Annotated in this window: 16 protein-coding genes; 7 read left to right on the top strand and 9 right to left on the bottom strand. The window is 72.5% G+C overall.

The genetic code is table 11. From position 1 onward, the window contains the following. Positions 1 to 9: 9 nt before the first annotated feature. A complete protein-coding gene (locus OG370_RS11275) occupies positions 10 to 477 on the bottom strand; it encodes an RDD family protein (protein ID WP_328463150.1) in 468 nt (155 codons plus the stop codon). A gap of 252 nt (positions 478 to 729) precedes the next feature. Here OG370_RS11275 and glnA point away from each other — a divergent pair, with 252 nt between their 5' ends. After that, positions 730 to 2,139: a type I glutamate--ammonia ligase gene (glnA, locus tag OG370_RS11280; protein ID WP_328463151.1), complete on the top strand. Its 1,410-nt coding sequence runs from the start codon at positions 730 to 732 to the stop codon at positions 2,137 to 2,139. A gap of 234 nt (positions 2,140 to 2,373) precedes the next feature. Then, on the top strand, positions 2,374 to 3,243 hold the full coding sequence (locus OG370_RS11285) for a PhzF family phenazine biosynthesis protein (protein WP_328463153.1): 870 nt from the start codon (positions 2,374 to 2,376) through the stop codon (positions 3,241 to 3,243). 146 nt (positions 3,244 to 3,389) lie between these two features. Here OG370_RS11285 and OG370_RS11290 read toward each other — a convergent pair whose 3' ends face one another. Both OG370_RS11290 and OG370_RS11295 read right to left on the bottom strand, forming a co-directional pair. Further along, positions 3,390 to 3,794 (bottom strand): VOC family protein, encoded by a 405-nt coding sequence (locus tag OG370_RS11290; RefSeq protein ID WP_328463155.1) that lies wholly within the window; start codon positions 3,792 to 3,794, stop codon positions 3,390 to 3,392. Between the two features lie 227 nt (positions 3,795 to 4,021). After that, entirely contained in the window at positions 4,022 to 4,957 is a 936-nt protein-coding gene (locus OG370_RS11295) for an SDR family oxidoreductase (RefSeq protein ID WP_328463157.1), read from the bottom strand. 148 nt (positions 4,958 to 5,105) lie between these two features. Here OG370_RS11295 and OG370_RS11300 point away from each other — a divergent pair, with 148 nt between their 5' ends. The 3 genes from OG370_RS11300 (at position 5,106) to OG370_RS11310 (ending at position 8,012) form a co-directional block, all read left to right on the top strand. Continuing rightward, on the top strand, positions 5,106 to 5,777 hold the full coding sequence (locus tag OG370_RS11300; RefSeq protein WP_328463159.1) for a TetR/AcrR family transcriptional regulator: 672 nt from the start codon (positions 5,106 to 5,108) through the stop codon (positions 5,775 to 5,777). Between the two features lie 5 nt (positions 5,778 to 5,782). Continuing rightward, positions 5,783 to 6,649 carry an Fpg/Nei family DNA glycosylase gene (locus OG370_RS11305; RefSeq protein ID WP_328463161.1) on the top strand — a complete coding sequence of 289 codons (867 nt, stop codon included), beginning with the start codon at positions 5,783 to 5,785 and terminating at the stop codon, positions 6,647 to 6,649. Positions 6,650 to 6,863: 214 nt separating this feature from the next. Beyond that, positions 6,864 to 8,012, top strand: a complete 1,149-nt coding sequence (locus tag OG370_RS11310) for a Gfo/Idh/MocA family protein (RefSeq protein WP_328463163.1) — start codon at positions 6,864 to 6,866, stop codon at positions 8,010 to 8,012. A gap of 200 nt (positions 8,013 to 8,212) precedes the next feature. Here OG370_RS11310 and OG370_RS11315 read toward each other — a convergent pair whose 3' ends face one another. The 4 genes from OG370_RS11315 to OG370_RS11330 all read right to left on the bottom strand — a co-directional run bounded on the left by OG370_RS11315 (position 8,213) and on the right by OG370_RS11330 (position 13,115). Then, positions 8,213 to 10,642: a hypothetical protein gene (locus OG370_RS11315; RefSeq protein WP_328463165.1), complete on the bottom strand. Its 2,430-nt coding sequence runs from the start codon at positions 10,640 to 10,642 to the stop codon at positions 8,213 to 8,215. Between the two features lie 402 nt (positions 10,643 to 11,044). Then, positions 11,045 to 11,794 carry a response regulator transcription factor gene (locus tag OG370_RS11320; RefSeq protein WP_328463167.1) on the bottom strand — a complete coding sequence of 250 codons (750 nt, stop codon included), beginning with the start codon at positions 11,792 to 11,794 and terminating at the stop codon, positions 11,045 to 11,047. Continuing rightward, on the bottom strand, positions 11,791 to 12,486 hold the full coding sequence (locus OG370_RS11325; RefSeq protein WP_328463169.1) for a sensor histidine kinase: 696 nt from the start codon (positions 12,484 to 12,486) through the stop codon (positions 11,791 to 11,793). Before OG370_RS11325 ends, OG370_RS11320 begins: the two co-directional genes overlap by 4 nt. Beyond that, entirely contained in the window at positions 12,486 to 13,115 is a 630-nt protein-coding gene (locus tag OG370_RS11330) for a histidine kinase (protein ID WP_328463171.1), read from the bottom strand. The genes OG370_RS11325 and OG370_RS11330 overlap by 1 nt, the downstream gene beginning before the upstream one ends. A 133-nt stretch (positions 13,116 to 13,248) precedes the next feature. Here OG370_RS11330 and OG370_RS11335 point away from each other — a divergent pair, with 133 nt between their 5' ends. Together OG370_RS11335 and OG370_RS11340 are read left to right on the top strand one after the other, a co-directional pair. Continuing rightward, entirely contained in the window at positions 13,249 to 14,205 is a 957-nt protein-coding gene (locus tag OG370_RS11335; protein WP_328463173.1) for an ABC transporter ATP-binding protein, read from the top strand. After that, positions 14,202 to 15,074: an ABC transporter permease gene (locus OG370_RS11340; protein ID WP_328463175.1), complete on the top strand. Its 873-nt coding sequence runs from the start codon at positions 14,202 to 14,204 to the stop codon at positions 15,072 to 15,074. The genes OG370_RS11335 and OG370_RS11340 overlap by 4 nt, the downstream gene beginning before the upstream one ends. Positions 15,075 to 15,213: 139 nt before the next feature. Here the strand turns inward: OG370_RS11340 and OG370_RS11345 are convergent, their stop codons facing one another. Further along, positions 15,214 to 15,474, bottom strand: coding sequence for a type B 50S ribosomal protein L31 (locus tag OG370_RS11345; protein WP_328463177.1), 261 nt, complete (start codon positions 15,472 to 15,474; stop codon positions 15,214 to 15,216). Between the two features lie 5 nt (positions 15,475 to 15,479). After that, entirely contained in the window at positions 15,480 to 15,644 is a 165-nt protein-coding gene (rpmG, locus tag OG370_RS11350) for a 50S ribosomal protein L33 (RefSeq protein WP_328463179.1), read from the bottom strand. Positions 15,645 to 15,703: the final 59 nt, after the last annotated feature.

The raw sequence follows: 15,703 nt of genomic DNA on the forward strand, positions 1-15,703 counted from the left end.
GTCCCGCCGTCAGATCCGGACCTGGACCGCCTTGGCGGCCTTGTCGTGCAGCCCCCGGGTGTCGCGGTCCCAGACCACCGCCGGGACGACCAGGAGCAGCAGCACCGTACGGATCAGCGCGGCGAGCGGGCTGAGCCGGCGGCCGTCAACGCCGATCACCCGCAGCCGGGTGATGAGTTTCCCCGGGGTGCTGCCCACCAGCGCGAGCCCGATCAGGCTGACCGCGCCGAAGACGACGAGCGCCCAGTTGTTCGCGGTGTGCACATTACGGTGAGCGATCAGGCCGTATGCGATCACCACGCACAGCACCCAGTCGATGAAGATCGCCGCGACCCGGCGGCCGATGGAGGCGATGGACCCCGGTCCGTCCTCGGGCAGGCCCAGCCGCTCACCGCGGTAGCCGAACTCCACGCCCATCTGTTCCGCGGCCGCGCGCGGCCCGGAGAGCCACGATCCCACTACTTCCCTGTTGTCCACGGCATCCACGGTAACCCCGCGCACGAACGGACCACCGGGCGGGCACCTGACGCCCCTCCCGGCTGCCCTTGCGGACGCTGGGCGGCGGGCGGCCGGGGGCGATTCCGGGGCATCGCGGTTAACCTCTGCGAAACAAATGGGTCATGCTGGAGAAATCCCTGATCCCTAAGGTCAGGGCAGTGTGCGCCACCGCACTGGCCGCACATCTCGATCGCCAACCCGACCCGCGGGGCCGGGCCTAGGAGGAGTTGGATGTTCCAGAACGCCGACGACGTCAACAAGTTCATCAAGGACGAGGACGTCAAGTTCGTCGACGTCCGCTTCTGCGACCTGCCCGGCGTGATGCAGCACTTCACGGTCCCGGTCTCGACGTTCGACCCGACCGAGGAACTGGCCTTCGACGGCTCGTCCATCCGCGGGTTCCAGGCGATCCACGAGTCCGACATGGCGCTGAGCGCGGACCTGTCGACCGCCCGCGTCGACCCGTTCCGGCGGGACAAGACGCTGAACATCAACTTCTTCATCCACGACCCGATCACCGGCGAGCAGTACAGCCGTGACCCGCGGAACGTCGCGAAGAAGGCCGAGGCGTACCTCGCCTCCACCGGCATCGCCGACACCGCGTACTTCGGTCCCGAGGCCGAGTTCTACGTCTTCGACAGCGCCCGCTTCCAGACCTCCGCGAACGAGTCGTTCTACCACATCGACTCCGAGGCGGCCGCGTGGAACACCGGCGCCACCGAGGACAACCGCGGCTACAAGGTCCGCTACAAGGGCGGCTACTTCCCCGCCCCGCCGGTCGACCACTTCGCCGACCTGCGCGCCGAGATCTCCCTCGAACTCGAAGCGGCCGGGCTCCAGGTGGAGCGCCAGCACCACGAGGTCGGCACCGCCGGTCAGGCCGAGATCAACTACAAGTTCAACACGCTGCTCGCCGCGGCCGACGACCTGATGCTGTTCAAGTACATCGTCAAGAACGTCGCCTGGCGCAACAACAAGACCGCCACCTTCATGCCCAAGCCGATCTTCGGTGACAACGGCTCCGGCATGCACGTCCACCAGTCGCTGTGGCAGAGCGGCACCCCGCTCTTCTACGACGAGCAGGGTTACGCGGGCCTGTCCGACACCGCCCGCTTCTACATCGGCGGCATCCTCAAGCACGCCCCCTCGCTGCTGGCGTTCACCAACCCCACGGTGAACTCCTACCACCGCCTGGTGCCCGGCTTCGAAGCCCCGGTGAACCTCGTGTACTCCCAGCGCAACCGCTCCGCCGCGATGCGCATCCCGATCACCGGCTCCAACCCGAAGGCCAAGCGCGTCGAGTTCCGTGCGCCGGACCCGTCGTCCAACCCCTACCTCGCCTTCTCCGCGCTCCTCCTCGCGGGCCTGGACGGCGTCAAGAACAAGATCGAGCCGGCTGAGCCGATCGACAAGGACCTCTACGAGCTCGCCCCCGAGGAGCACGCGAGCGTCGCCCAGGTCCCGACCTCGCTCCCCGCGGTCCTCGAGGCCCTCGAGGCCGACAACGAGTACCTCCAGGCCGGCGGCGTCTTCACCTCCGACCTGATCGAGACCTGGATCGACTACAAGCGCACCAACGAGATCGCCCCCCTCCAGCTCCGCCCCCACCCGCACGAGTTCGAGCTCTACTTCGACATCTAAACCGCGAGGTCGGGTGCGCCGGGGTCCCAGGGTCCCCGGTCCCGGAGATTCCCCAGGTCAGCACTTCGCCGGCCTGGGGATCTCTGCGTCAACGGGCTCGTATCGCCCGCGCCGCCAGTTCGGCGCCCGGCGACCCGGGACAGCGACGTCCTCGGCCGTGCCTTCCATGACGGGGCGCGATGCGTTGCGGGCTTGGCGGGTGGCGCATGTTCGGGCTTCGGGGGAGGAGAGTTGATGGGTGCGCGGGGGCCGGCTGTGGTGATCGTTCGCGCTTGTGTGCGTGGAGGTCGAGGGGGGAGCCCCACCGCGGTGGTGGACGACGTGGCGTTGACCGATGAGGAGCGCCGGCGTGTGGCGGTGACGGCGGGGACGTCGCATGCCGTCTTCGTCTCGGTGGACGACGGTCGGCAGGGTGTGCCCCGGGTGTCGCTGCGCTTCTTCACCGCCGAGGGGGAACTGCCCGCTTGCGGCCATGGAACGGTTGCGGCGTTGGCGTTCCTCGCCGAACGCGCCGGGGGCGCGGAGTACCTGGCCACGCTTCGTACGGCGGGGCGGGTCTTCTCCGGCTGGTGTCTACGGGAGAAGGCGCAGTTCAGGGCGGCGTTCGAGCCCGGCCCTGTGGACCTGCGCGAGGCCACGCCCGTCGAGCGCGAACTCGTCCTGCCCGCGCTCGGGGTCACCGCGGACTCGCTCGCGCCGGGTATCCGCGTAGCCTCGGTGGGACGGCCTCGGTTGCTGGTACCCGTCACCACGCGGTCGGCTCTCGCGGCGCTCGACCCGGACCTCGCACGGCTCAGGGCCGGCTGTGACCGTCTCGGTTTGCTGGGCTGCTACGTCTATTCCGTGCCGACCCCCAACGGCCGCGTCGCCGCCCGCATGTTCGCCCCGTCGATCGGCGTGGCGGAGGACATCGCCAACGCCAACAGCACCGCCTGCCTGGCCGCCGACCTGGCCGGTCGGGGCATCACCGACATCGCCGTGGACATGGGCGACTCGCTCGGCAGCCCCTCCACGATCACGGCCACCACGGAGCAGGGCCCCTCGGGCCCGCTGGTACGCGTGGGCGGTGCCGCGGAGATCACCGAGACGGTCCCTATGCCGTAGTCGGGCGGGGAATCCTCGCGTACGACGGCGCCCCGTCACCGAGTGGGATGCCGGGCCACCGCACGACCGACAGGGGTCTCTCCGAAAGTCGTCGGCTTCGCGTGCGAACTGGTGCGCAAGCCGGATGCTCGGGTCGGGGGCGGTGGTCAGGGGATCGCGATGAGTTCGGCCTCGAAGCCGTCGTCGTTCTCCAGGTAGGCGGCGTACTGGTCCGGGCCGCCGGCGTGGGGGTGGCGGTCGGGGAACATCAGGCGCCAGCCGTGGTGGCGGGACTCGGCGGCCAGCGCCTCGACGGTGGGCGGGTCGGCGACGTGGAACGCCAGGTGGTTCAGGCCGGGACGGCAGCGGTCGTGGGCGGCTGCGGTGAGGTCCGGGGACTGCTCGATGACGAGGTAGGTCGTACCGAGCTGCCAGCTTCGTCCCCGGTCCCAGTGCTGGAAGGGCGTGTGGCCGAGGGCTTCGAGCAGCCAGCCGAACGACGCGATCGCACGGTCGAGGTCGGGGACCCAGAGTTCGACGTGGTGGAGCGCGCCGGGAGTCGGGGCGGTCATGGCGCGGCCGACCGGTCGGGCATCGCGGTGGTCCCGCGGTCGTGGTCGTGGCGTCGGTCGTGGTCGTGGCGTCGGTCGTGGTGGCGCACCGGCAAGTCACCTTCTTCGTCGGCGGGTTCGCCGATCCGGGCGGGCCGGGTTCGCGGGGCGGCCCGACCGGAGTGGCGATTGTACGGCGCCGGGGCTGGAGGGTGCGCCGGCGCGTCAGGCGAGGCGGACCGGGGGCGTCATGCGAAGTAGTGGCCCTCCTTGAGGTCGGCGATCAGGCCCGGGCGGGTCGGTTCCCACCCGAGCAGGTCGCGGGTGAGCCGCGCCGAGGCGGGGCCGTCGGTGCCCCAGAAACCGCCGAGCCAGCCGACGTACTCCCCGGCCCGCTCGGGCGGGACGGAGACCGCGGGGATGCCGAGGCGTTCGGCGAGGACTTCGGCGACCTCGCGGATCGGTACGCCCTCGTCGCCGACCGCGTGCAGCACCGACCCGGCCGGCGCGGACTCCAGCGCGAGGCGGAACAGGCGGGCGGCGTCGTCGCGGTGGACCGACGGCCAGCGGTTGGCGCCGTCGCCGACGTAGGCGGCCGCGCCCTTCTCGCGGGCGAAGCCGATCACGGTCGGGATGAACCCGTTGTCGCCGTTTCCGTGCGTGGCCGGGGGCAGCCGTACGACCGAGGAGCGTACGCCGCGGTCGGAGAGGGCGAGCGTGTAGTGGGCGTTGGCGATCCGCGCGTTGGCGCCGGCGATCGGGGCGCCCTGCTCCGCGGCGGGCGCGGCCGGCCCGTCGCGTTCGGTGGCGACGGCGCCGGGCGGGAGCCCGAGCACGCCGAGGATGCCGGAGGCGATGACGAACGGCTTGCCGGTGCCGGCCAGGGTCTCCCCGAAGGTCTCGATTACCGCGCGGTCGGCGCCGGTGGCCCCGGCGAAGTCGCCCGCGAAGGCGATGTCGTGCTTGAAGGCGAGGTGGACGACGCCGTCGGAGTCGGCGGCGGCACTGCGCAGGGTGTCGAGGTCGTCGAGCGAGCCGAGGCGGACCTCGGCGCCCGCGTCGCGCAGGGCGCGGGCCGAGTTGTCGGAACGGGCCAGCCCGGTGACCTTGTGGCCGGCGGCGATCAGGTCGGGAACGAGCCCGCGGCCGATCCAGCCCGATGCTCCGGTGACGAAGACGTGCACGGGGAACCTCCAGAGGGTCTTATTATTTGTACGGTCGTGCTAGAAATATTCTGTGTACAGTCGTACCAGAAATGTCAAACCGAGGCCACGCCCGGCGGCGGAAGCGCCGGGGGCGGCGGGCCGTGTACGGGAGCAGCAGGAGGAAGCGATGGCGGGGCGCCCGGTCGACCATCAGCGGCGGGCGGAGCTGCTCGACGCGGTGGTGGACTACACGGTCGAGCACGGGTTCTCCGAGCTGTCGTGGCGGCCGGTCGCCGCCGCGCTCGGCGTGTCGACCACGACCCTGGTGCACCGCTTCGGCACCAAGGAGCAGATGCTGGAGGCCATCCTCGGGCGGCTGCGGGAGCGCATCTTCGCGGCCACCAACGACACCCTCGGCGAGCAGCCCGACCTGGCGACGGCGGTGCGCGCGGTCTGGACCCGGACCTCGGACCCGCGGCAGGGGGCGGAGTTCAGGCTGTTCTTCGCCGTCTACGGGCGCGCGCTCCAGGCGCCGGAGCAGTTCGCGGAGTTCCTGGACCGGGTGGTCGCCGACTGGATGAACGCGCTGTGCGAGACGCAGGGGCCCGGCACCGACCCGGTGACCGCGAAACGCACGGCCACGCTCGTGATCGCGACGATCCGCGGCCTGCTGCTCGACCTGCTCGCCACCGGCGACCGGGCCCGGGTCCAGGACGCGGCGGAGAGCTTCCTCGCCACCCTTGAACGGCGTGACGGGAACGCGCGGAACGACGCAGTGTGGGACGGGACAGCGCGTGACGGGAGCGCGCGGGCCGGGGAAGCTCAGGCCGGGGAAGCGCGGGACGCGGAGGCATCATAGGGGGTATGCCTGAATTGCCCGAGGTCGAAGCGCTGCGCTGGTTTCTCGACGACCACCTGGTGGGGCGGACCGTCGAGCGGGTGTACCCGCTGGCGGTGAACGCCCTCAAGACGTACCGCCCGGGGGTCGCGGACCTGGAAGGGCGGGCGTTCGACGCGGTCGCGCGGCACGGCAAGTTCCTCGACCTGGCGGCCGGCGACCTGCACCTGGTGATGCACCTGGCGCGGGCGGGCTGGGTGCGCTGGAACGACAACCTGCCCGACGCGCCGCCCCGGCCCGGCAAGGGGCCGCTGGCGCTGCGGGTACGGCTCGCGGAGCCGGCCGGGACCGGCTTCGACGTGACGGAGTTCGGCACGCAGAAGCGGCTGGCGGTCTACGTGGTGCACGACCTGGCGGAGGTGCCGGGCGTGGCGCGGCTGGGGCCGGACCCGCTGGCGGCGGACTTCACCCCCGAGGCGTTCGCGCGGCTGCTGGCGGGCGAGCGGCGGCAGATCAAGGGGGTGCTGCGCGACCAGAGCGTGATCGCGGGGATCGGCAACGCCTACTCGGACGAGATCCTGCACGCGGCGAAGATGTCGCCGTACAAGCTCGCCGCGAAACTGTCGGGGCAGGAGGCGGCGCTGCTGTACGACATGATCGGCAGCACGCTGCGGGACGCGGTGGAGCGCTCGCGGGGGCTGCCGCTGCGGGATCTGAAGGCCGAGAAGAAGAGCGGGTTGCGGGTGCACGGGCGCAAGGGCGAGCCGTGCCCGGTGTGCGGGGACACCGTTCGCGAGGTGTCGTTCAGCGACTCGGCGCTCAATTACTGCCCGACCTGCCAGACCGGTGGGAAGCCGCTGGCGGACCGGCGGATGTCGCGACTGCTGAAGTAGCGCCCCGGCGACGCACAGGGTGAGCCGCGCCCGGGTCGGCCCGGGTTGCCTTGCGTACCCGTGCGGCCCGATGGGGGCACCCGCCGCGGTGGGCTGCCGGTACCGGGTGGCGGGACCGGATGTCGGTGCGTGGGGCGTTGACCGTATGGTTTTCCAGCAGTGAGGCGGGACGGTGACGTGCCCGCGGGCAAGCGAGCGGCTGGAGGCCGGCGCGATGGGTGACGTGGACGCGGCGCCGATACGGTTCGGCATTGTCGGTAGCGGTTGGCGGTCGGAGTTCTTCGTACGGCTCGCCCGGGCACTGCCCGAGCGGCTCGCGGTGGCCGGGGTGGTGACCCGCTCGGCGGAACGGGCCGAGCAGGTCCGCACGGCATGGGGCGTGCCCGCCTACCGTACGGTCGACGAACTGCTCGCGGCCGAACCGGAGTTCGTGATCCCGTCGGTGCCTTGGGACGTGACTCCCGGAGCGGTGCGGGACCTGGTGGAGCAGGGCGTGCCGGTGCTGGCCGAGACGCCGCCGGCGCCGGACGCGGCGGGGCTCCGGGAGTTGTGGAGCGCGGTGGGCGGCGCCCGCCGCGCCGCTACCGGCGGGGACGGGGACTCGGCTTCGGCCGCGGACGGCGGCGCGCTGGTGCAGGTCGCCGAGCAGTACGTGCTGATGCCCGGGCACGCGGCCCGGATCGCCCTCGTCCGCGACGGGGTGATCGGCGCGGCCACCTCGGTCCAGCTCTCCTCCACGCACATGTACCACGCGATGTCCCTGATCCGGCACACCCTCGGCGTCGGCTTCGGGCCGGCGACGGTGACCGCGCGCGCCTTCACCGCACCGCTGGCCGACCCGCTCTCCCCCAAGGGCTGGTCGGACGACCTGACGCCCAAAGACGCGACGACCACCCTCGCCCTGATCGACTTCGGCGCCGGCCGCACCGGCCTGTACGACTTCACCGACAACCAGTGGTGGAACCCGCTGCGCGCCCGCCGGGTCGTCGTCCGCGGCTCGCTCGGCGAGATCGTGGACGACAGCGTGGTGCGGATGGCCGACCCGCGGACCCCGGTGGAGTCCGCGCTGGTCCGCCGCCGCACCGGCACCGACCTCAACCTCGAGGGCGCCGAGGTGCACCACATCTCCTTCGACGGCCGCGTGGTGTGGCGCAACGACTACGTCGGCGCGAGCCTGTCCGAGGACGACCTCGCGGTGGTGGACCTGCTGTGCCGGACCGGCGCCTGGGTGCGCGGCGAGGGGCCCGAGCCCTACCCGCTGGCCGAGGGCTGCCAGGACCACCTGCTCGCCTTGGCCGTCGAGGAGTCCGCGCGCACAGGGGCGCCGGTGACCACCGCGGAGGAGGCGTGGGCCACCGCCTGATGGTGGGGCCGGCCGGGCTCGGTGGGCTCGGCTGCTCGGTGTGGCGGTCGGCTCGGGCGGGCGCCGGTCGGGCCGGTCTTCGCACCGAGCCGGTCGGACAGGCGGGCCTGCGGACCGGGGACATGGCGAGCCGCTGTGCGGGCCCGCACCCGTGCCTCCGGAAACTGCCGTGCCCCGCGGCCGAGTTCGGAACCAAGGAGTCATGAGCTGCCCAGGGCGAAGTGCACGCTGGTGGTGACGTCGCCACCCGGGGTGGGGTCGCACTCGTCCACCGAACCGGCACACGGACCGGTCCAGGTGTCCGGCTGATACGGCTCGCTCACGGTGCCGCCGGCCCCGGACGATCCGCCGGACGCACCGGAACCCCCGGACGTGCTCGAATCGCCCGCGTCGCCCGCGCCGCCTATGCTCCCCGCCGTGCTCGAACTGCCGCTACCGCTCGCGCCGGCTGTGCCGCCGCTGTCCCCGGCGGCGCCGGAGCTGTCGGCGCCCGCGAAGTCGCCGTGGGCTTTGAGGGAGAGCGGGGCCTTCGCGTCGAAGTAGCGGACCGTGCAGGGCGTGGGCTGGTCGCACTTGGTGGTGGTTCCGTCGGCGGCGATGTCGACGTAACCGTGTCGCCGGCCGCCCGTGTCCGGGGTGACGGTCACCTTGACCGTGGCGAAGGCGCGGCCGGTGAGACGGGCGGTGCTCCTGCCGTCCTTGCCGTAGCTGACCGTGAGGGTGTCGGCGCGCCTGCCGAGCGCGGTGGGCGCGAACCGCACGCTCACGCTGCAACTGGTGCCCGCCGCCAGCCCTTTGGCCGGTGCCGGACCACCGCCCGCCTCGTCGTCGAGGAACCCGGGCGACATGCCCTCGCCGGTGTGGCACGAGCCCGTGGTGATGGCGAAGTCGGAGGGGGCGGACAGGCTGATCGCGTCCAGCGGGACCGGGCTGCCGTTCGGGTTGGTGATGGTCAGCTTGGCGACCGGGGCGGCGCCGGCCGAACCCGCGTGCACGTCGCCGTAGTCTCCCGTGCCCTTGATCGTGAGGGGTTTCAGTGCGGCGCCCGGGTCGGCCGGGTCGTCGGACCCGGTGGGGAGGGTGCCGCCGGGGGCGCCCTGGTCCTTGGTGCCGCCGTCGATCCGGTGGGCGCTGGGCAGGCCGCCCGACGCCGCCGAGCCGCCCTTGGCCCCGGCCGCCGAGGCGTTGTGGTGCCAGCCCGAGCCGCCCGCTCCGCCCAGCGCGTCCCTCCCGACGGCGCCGACCGCGACCGCCACACCGGCCGCGAGGACCACGGTCGCCGCGCCCATTCCCACGAGTGCTCTGCGCCGCCGACGTGCCCGGGCCCGCGCCCGGCGGCTCGCCGCACGGCCCATGCCCGCCAGCCGACCGCCGAGAGAGGCCCGCGGGACGCCCGCGCCGCCCGCACCTCGCCAGTCGCCGCAATCGTCCGCGACGAGCGCGAGGTTGGCCCGGGTCTCCTCCGCCGCGCTGCCGTCCGCGGCCCTCGCGTAGCGGGTGCGCAGCTCCAACGCGTGGGCCAGCGCGTCCCTGGCCGCATCCGGACGGCCTTCCAGGAGATGGAGTGTGCCCTCCTGGTGGGCGAAGTGGGCCTCCGCCACGGCGTCCGGCAGTTCGAGGGCCGCGATGCGCCCGATCTCCAACGTCCGCTGCCAGGACCTCCAGTGCCCCTGGATACACAGCACCGGCTCCACGATCGCGGCGAGCGCGATCACCGTGTCCCATTCGCGGCGGCCGGCCGCCGTGTCCAGCAAGGGCACCGCCGCGTCCGCTGCCTGCCTCGCCTCGGCGCCGCACGGGTCGCGCGCCTCGATCCAGTTGCCGAGGGCCCGCAGCGAGACGCCGAAGTCGAGGTGGCGGTGGAGCAGTCGCAGGTAGGGCTCGGGGAGCCCGGTCGGCAGGCCGAAGCGGTCACCGCGCTTCTCGGCGAGCCCCCGCGCGCACAGGCGGTCGAACCGCTCGGCGCCGGCCGGCACTTCCGCCATCGCCGCGACCAGTCGGGCGGGCAGGTGAGCGCCGCCGAGCAGTGCGAGCACGGCCAACGCGCGCTTGGACTCCGGGTCGAGCGCGGCGATCGCCAACTCGTCGAGCACTCCCGGGTCCAGCTCGACCTCTTGCGCCAACTCGGCGAAGCGGCGGCCTTCGTGCCGCACCAGCGCGGCGGCCTGGCGCAATGCGAGCGGTCTGCCGCCGACCACGGCCACCAGTCGTCGCGCGTGCGGCAGTTCGGACTCGGCGACGATCCGGTCGAGGTCGCGGGAGAGCAAGGTCATCGCGTCCGCAGAGGTGAGGCCGGGCAGCGGGTGGGACACCCCGAGCCGCCCGATTCCCGGGCGGACCGCGCCCATCAGCACCGCGCACCCGCGTAACGCGTCCCGCAGATCGGCGAGCTGCAACGGGCCGTATCCCACGTCATCCAGCGCGACCACGGCGACGACCTGCTCGAGGGCGCGCCGGCACTCGTCCGTGGTCAACCGGGGTGCTCCCGGCGGGTACTCGTAGAATTCGCGGACCATGTCCTGGAGGAAATCCTCAAGATCGGCGGCACCGACGCGGATGTATGCATCCGGCGCGACGGCGCGCAGCAGAGAGGTCTTTCCCGAGCCGCATTTCGCGGTGAATTCGACCATGCGGCGCGATCGCACGGCGCTGCGCATCAGCCCCAATTGCTCTTCCCGCCCCACCAGTGTGCCCACCGCGCCCGTGTGCGGATGGTTCGCCCGCCGCCGCGGCACGCGCTGAGCCGGGCCGGCTTCGCCCTCACCGCCGCCTCGGCCCCCGCCTCGCCGACCGCCTTCGGGCGCGGCGCGCTCCACTCTCACACCGTGGCCGCGGCCGCCGACCACCACGCGGAACTCTCCGAAAACGAACCCGTCCATTTCTACCCCCGGCACCCCTGGTATCCCCCGTCATCCCCGGCTTCCCGGACGGGAATGAACGCGGCGCTCCCTGCACCACGCGAGAACCACGTTACGGGCTGCGTCCACCTCCGTGCGCAAAGTTATCCACAGCCCGCACGAGAAGTCCGATATTCAGCCCACGAGCCCTGTCTCATACGAGATGATCACCAGCTGGACCCGGTCGCGCGCGCCGAGTTTGGAGAACAGCCGCGCCACGTGGGACTTGGCCGTCGCCACGCTGATGAACAGGGTCTGCGCGATCTCGGTGTTGGACATCCCGCGTCCGACAAGCGTCAGCACCTCCCGTTCACGGTCGGTGATGCCGCGCAGTCGCTCGTCCTGCCCCTCTTGCCCGTCCGGCTCGTCCGGCCCTCCGTGCCCGGCCTCCCGGCGCCGCCCGCTCCGATCCGCTTCCCCTCCCCGTGACGGTCCTCGTGCCGGTGCGCCGGCGAGTGGCGCCCGCCGGGCGAACTCCTCGATCAGCCGCCGGGTCACGGCGGGCGCGATCAGCCCGTCGCCGGCCGCGACGACGCGGATGCCGTCGAGGATGGTCTCCAGCCGCATGTCCTTGAGCAGGAACCCGCTCGCCCCGGCCCGCAGCGCCGCGTACACGTACTCGTCGTCGTCGAACGTCGTCAGGACGAGCACGCGTGTCCCGTCGCCGGCCGCGCCCGTGATCAGCCGGGTGGCCTCGATACCGTCCATGCCGGGCATGCGGATGTCCATCACGGCGACGTCCGGGCGCAGTTGCCCGGCCAGCGCCACCGCCTCTGCGCCATCACCCGCCTCCCCCACGACCTCGATGTCCGGGGTGTCGGCGATCAGCACGCGCAGACCGGTGCGGATCAGCGGCTGGTCGTCGGTGAGGAGGACGCGGATCATCCGCGAACCCGTCCGGCGGGTGAAGCGGGCTCGGTGACGCTCACGGGCAGGCACTCCTCGCCCGCGGGACCGGCAGCACCGGCAGGTGCCGTATCCGTCGCCGGTTCCGTACGCTCCTGCGCACCCGCGCGGCCACCGGTCTCCGCGGTCGACACCGCGCCCGCGTCACCCGCCGGCAGCGGCAGCCGCGCCGCCACCCGGAAGCCGCCGCCCGGCCGCGGGCCCGCGCTGAACTCGCCGTGCAGCAGGCTGACCCGCTCGCGCATGCCGACGATGCCGTAGCCGCCGCTCGCCGTGGACGGCCGGCCGCCGCAACCGAGGTCGACCACCTCCACCAGCAGCGCGTCCTGCCGGTAGTCGAGGGTGATCGCGCAGTCGCGGGTGCCCGAGTGCCTGACCACGTTGGTGACCGCCTCCTGGACGATGCGGAAGGCCGACAGGTCGATGTCGGGCGCCAGGGGGCGGCGTTGCCCCTTCCAGCGGACCTCGACGCGTACGCCCACCTCGTGCGTGGTGGTGACGAGGCCGCCCAGGTCGGCGAGGCCCGGCGCCGGGTCGCGGGGCGGCTCGCCACCGTCGGTGTCGGTCTCCCGCAGTGCCCCGAGCAGGCGGCGCAGGCCGGACAGGGTCTCGCGGCTGGTGGCCTCGATGGCGTCCAGCGCCTTGCGGGTCTCGGCGGGCTGGGTCTCCATCACGCGGCTGCCGACGCGGCCTGGATGGCGATGATGCCGATGCTGTGGGCGACCATGTCGTGCAGTTCGCGGGCGATCCGCAACCGCTCCTCGGTCACCGCCTGCTGGGTGGCGCGGCGGCGCAGGGCCTCGGTGTGCGTACGGCTCTGCCGGACGGTGTTGCCCACCAGCCAGGCGACGAACGTGATGGCGATCAGTGCCGCCCACACGGCGCCGTTGTCCTGGCTGACGAGCACGACCACGCAGGAGAGGACGGCGCCGGCCACCGACATGAGGCGCGAGCGCGTCGCGGTGATGTAGCCGATGACGACAGCGGCCAGCAGGAACAGCACGACCGGTGTCTCGGGCACGCCGGTGCCGATGGCGGCGACGGACCCGGACAGCGAGACCACCAGGGCCGCCAGTGGCAGCCGGAAGACCAGCAGGGCGACGAAGGTGGTGACAAGGGCGGTGACGAGGAGCGAGCCGTCCTCGATGTTGCCGTTGAGGCTGGTGAGGTGGGCCAGTTCGTTGCGGCGCTGAAAGCTGCGCACCAGGACGACCATCACCCAGAAGACGGCCACCCACACGCCCAGTGGCGGACGCCTGAGCAGGGGCGTACGCGTCGGAGCACGGGATGCGGCGGGCATGCGCCGATCGTAGGCGCCCGGGGCGGGGCGGCACATTGGCCCGAAGGCGTAGTCCCGGGGGCTGGTGCACGGCCCCGGGAATGCGGCCCGCGGCCCGATGCGGGGCGGGCGGCGCTCCCGGCACCGTGAAGCCATGATCGAAGCAACGCACTTGACCAAGCGCTACGGTGCCACGGTCGCCGTCGACGACCTGTCGTTCCGTGTACGTCCGGGACGGGTCACCGGCTTCCTCGGCCCGAACGGGGCCGGGAAGTCCACCACCCTGCGGATGATCCTCGGCCTGACCGCCCCCAGCGGCGGCACCGTCACGGTCGACGGAGTGCCGTTCGCCGACCGCCCGCGCGGGCTGCGGCACGTGGGGGCACTGCTCGACGCCCAGGACGTGCACGGCGGGCGCAGCGCCGCCGCGCACCTGTCGGCGCTGGCACGCGGCAACCACATCCCTCGCGGCAGGGTCGCCGACGTCCTGGAGGAGGTGGGGCTCGGCAAGGCCGCCGGGCGGCGCATCGGCGGCTTCTCGCTGGGCATGAAGCAGCGGCTCGGCATCGCGGCGGCGCTGCTCGGGGAGCCGCGGGTGCTGCTGTTCGACGAGCCCCTCAACGGCCTTGATCTGGAAGGGGTGCTGTGGGTACGCGGCCTGTTCCGCCGGCTCGCCGCGGAGGGCCGCACGGTGCTGGTCTCCAGCCACATGATGAGCGAGATCGAGCACACCGCCGAGCAGGTCCTGGTGATCGGGCGCGGCCGGCTGATCGCCGACGAGCACCTCGCGGCCCTGTCGGGGGCAGCGCACGGGGCCGCGGTCGTCAGCGTGCGCACCGCCGACGTGGCGGCGCTGACGGCACTGCTGGCGGAGGAGGGCGCGACAGTTCGGCAGGCGTCCGAGTCCGAGGAGGCGGTCGAGGTGTCGGGGCTGCCCGCCCGCCGGATCGGCGAACTCGCCGGGCACCACGGCCTCACGCTCTACGAACTGGCCACCAGGTCGTCGTCGTTGGAGAGCGCCTTCCTGCGGTTGACCGCCGACAGCGTCGAGTACCCGGCGGGGCCACCGGCCGGGACCGAGGCCGGGCACCGGACGGGAGAGACCCGATGAGTTCAGCGTCCCCTGCCGTGTCCGGTGATCCGCTCCTCTCGGCGGACGGGGGCGGGCCCCGACCCCGGTTCACCGACCTCGTCGCCGCCGAGTGGATCAAGCTGCGGTCGCTGCGGTCGACGTACTGGGTGCTCGCGTCGTGCGTCGTGGTCGCCGTCGTGGTCAACCTCAACGCCGTCCGCTCCGACTTCACCTACATCGACCACCCGCCGCCACCGATGCCGGGCCGCGGGCCGGTGACGTACGACCCGATCTTCCACGGCCTGAACCAGATCTCCGCCGACCTGGTGATGCTCGCGGCGGCCGTGGTCGGCGCGATCACCGTGTTCGGCGAGTACGCGACCGGCATGGTCCGTACGACGTTCGCGGCGGTGCCCGACCGGCGGGCGGTGGCGCTCGCGAAACTGGTCGTGGTCACCGCGGTCACGCTGGTGATGGGGACGACGGTGTCCACGGTGTCCTTCTTCGGCAGCAACGCGATGCTGGCCTCGCGCCATGTCGGCCTGTCGATCACCGATCCCGGGTGCGTACGCTGTGTCGCCGCGTATGCGCTGATCGCGCCCGTGTGTGCGCTGCTCGGCATGGCACTGGGCGCTGTGTTCCGCCACGCGACCGCCTCCGTCGTCGCGGTGGTGGCGCTGCTGTTCCTGGTGCCGCTGCTGTTCGGGGGCGACCGCTACAAGCTGCTGCGGCAGATCGGGAACACGCTTCCGGGCGACGCGCAGAGTCGACTGGTCGCCAATCCGGCGGCGCCGATCGACTTCGGGAAGTACCCGGCGTCGGTGCACGGTTCGTGGATCGCACTGGCGGCGTGGGCGGTCGTCTCTGGGGTCGTCGCCGTGGTGGTGATACGGCGTCGCGACGTCTGAGGACCCCGGGTGCCAGGACATGCTCCGGGTGCCAGGACATGGCGCGGCCCGGCACGTCGGACGTGCCGGGCCGGGTTCCTGCTCCGTCCGGGGACGGCTTGGCGCGAGCGCGCGCCCCGGCGGTGGGGCGGCAGGGTCCTCACCGCTCTTCGGGTGCCGCGTGACCGTAGCGGCGGTTGAACCGCTCGACGCGGCCGGCGGAGTCCATGACGCGCTGGGTGCCCGTGTAGAACGGGTGGCTCGCCGACGAGACCTCCACGTCGAAGACGGGGTAGGCACGGCCGTCGCTCCACTCGACGGTGCGGTCGGTGGTGAGCGTGGAGCGGGTCAGGAAGGCGTGGCCGGAGGCGCGGTCGCGGAAGACGACGGGGCGGTAGGCGGGGTGGATCGCAGGCTTCATGGTGTTCAGCGCTCCTCACGGAAGTCGACGTGTCGACCCACGACGGGGTCGTACTTGCGGAGGGTCATGCGGTCGGGGTCGCTCCGGCGGTTCTTGCGGGTCACGTAGGTGTAGCCGGTGCCCGCGGTGGACCGCAGTTTGACGACGGGACGCAGTTCGTTTCTGGCCATTCCCCCACTATACGACTTTGGTTTTCATTTTCAAGAGCTGGGCGGGATCGGTTTCGGGG

The sequence above is a fragment of the Streptomyces sp. NBC_00448 genome (genome assembly GCF_036014115.1).
Taxonomy (GTDB): Bacteria; Actinomycetota; Actinomycetes; order Streptomycetales; family Streptomycetaceae; genus Actinacidiphila.

What these genes read in the sequence shown, in the direction of transcription:
- OG370_RS11305 (WP_328463161.1), top strand. Translation starts at nt 5,783, where the DNA reads ATGCCTGAATTGCCCGAGGTCGAAGCGCTGCGCTGGTTTCTCGACGAC.
- OG370_RS11330 (WP_328463171.1), bottom strand. Translation starts at nt 13,115, where the DNA reads ATGCCCGCCGCATCCCGTGCTCCGACGCGTACGCCCCTGCTCAGGCGT.
- OG370_RS11320 (WP_328463167.1), bottom strand. Translation starts at nt 11,794, where the DNA reads ATGATCCGCGTCCTCCTCACCGACGACCAGCCGCTGATCCGCACCGGT.
- OG370_RS11310 (WP_328463163.1), top strand. Translation starts at nt 6,864, where the DNA reads ATGGGTGACGTGGACGCGGCGCCGATACGGTTCGGCATTGTCGGTAGC.
- rpmG (WP_328463179.1), bottom strand. Translation starts at nt 15,644, where the DNA reads ATGGCCAGAAACGAACTGCGTCCCGTCGTCAAACTGCGGTCCACCGCG.
- OG370_RS11335 (WP_328463173.1), top strand. Translation starts at nt 13,249, where the DNA reads ATGATCGAAGCAACGCACTTGACCAAGCGCTACGGTGCCACGGTCGCC.
- OG370_RS11325 (WP_328463169.1), bottom strand. Translation starts at nt 12,486, where the DNA reads ATGGAGACCCAGCCCGCCGAGACCCGCAAGGCGCTGGACGCCATCGAG.
- OG370_RS11285 (WP_328463153.1), top strand. Translation starts at nt 2,374, where the DNA reads ATGGGTGCGCGGGGGCCGGCTGTGGTGATCGTTCGCGCTTGTGTGCGT.
- OG370_RS11340 (WP_328463175.1), top strand. Translation starts at nt 14,202, where the DNA reads ATGAGTTCAGCGTCCCCTGCCGTGTCCGGTGATCCGCTCCTCTCGGCG.
- OG370_RS11315 (WP_328463165.1), bottom strand. Translation starts at nt 10,642, where the DNA reads ATGGTCGAATTCACCGCGAAATGCGGCTCGGGAAAGACCTCTCTGCTG.
- OG370_RS11290 (WP_328463155.1), bottom strand. Translation starts at nt 3,794, where the DNA reads ATGACCGCCCCGACTCCCGGCGCGCTCCACCACGTCGAACTCTGGGTC.
- OG370_RS11345 (WP_328463177.1), bottom strand. Translation starts at nt 15,474, where the DNA reads ATGAAGCCTGCGATCCACCCCGCCTACCGCCCCGTCGTCTTCCGCGAC.
- glnA (WP_328463151.1), top strand. Translation starts at nt 730, where the DNA reads ATGTTCCAGAACGCCGACGACGTCAACAAGTTCATCAAGGACGAGGAC.
- OG370_RS11300 (WP_328463159.1), top strand. Translation starts at nt 5,106, where the DNA reads ATGGCGGGGCGCCCGGTCGACCATCAGCGGCGGGCGGAGCTGCTCGAC.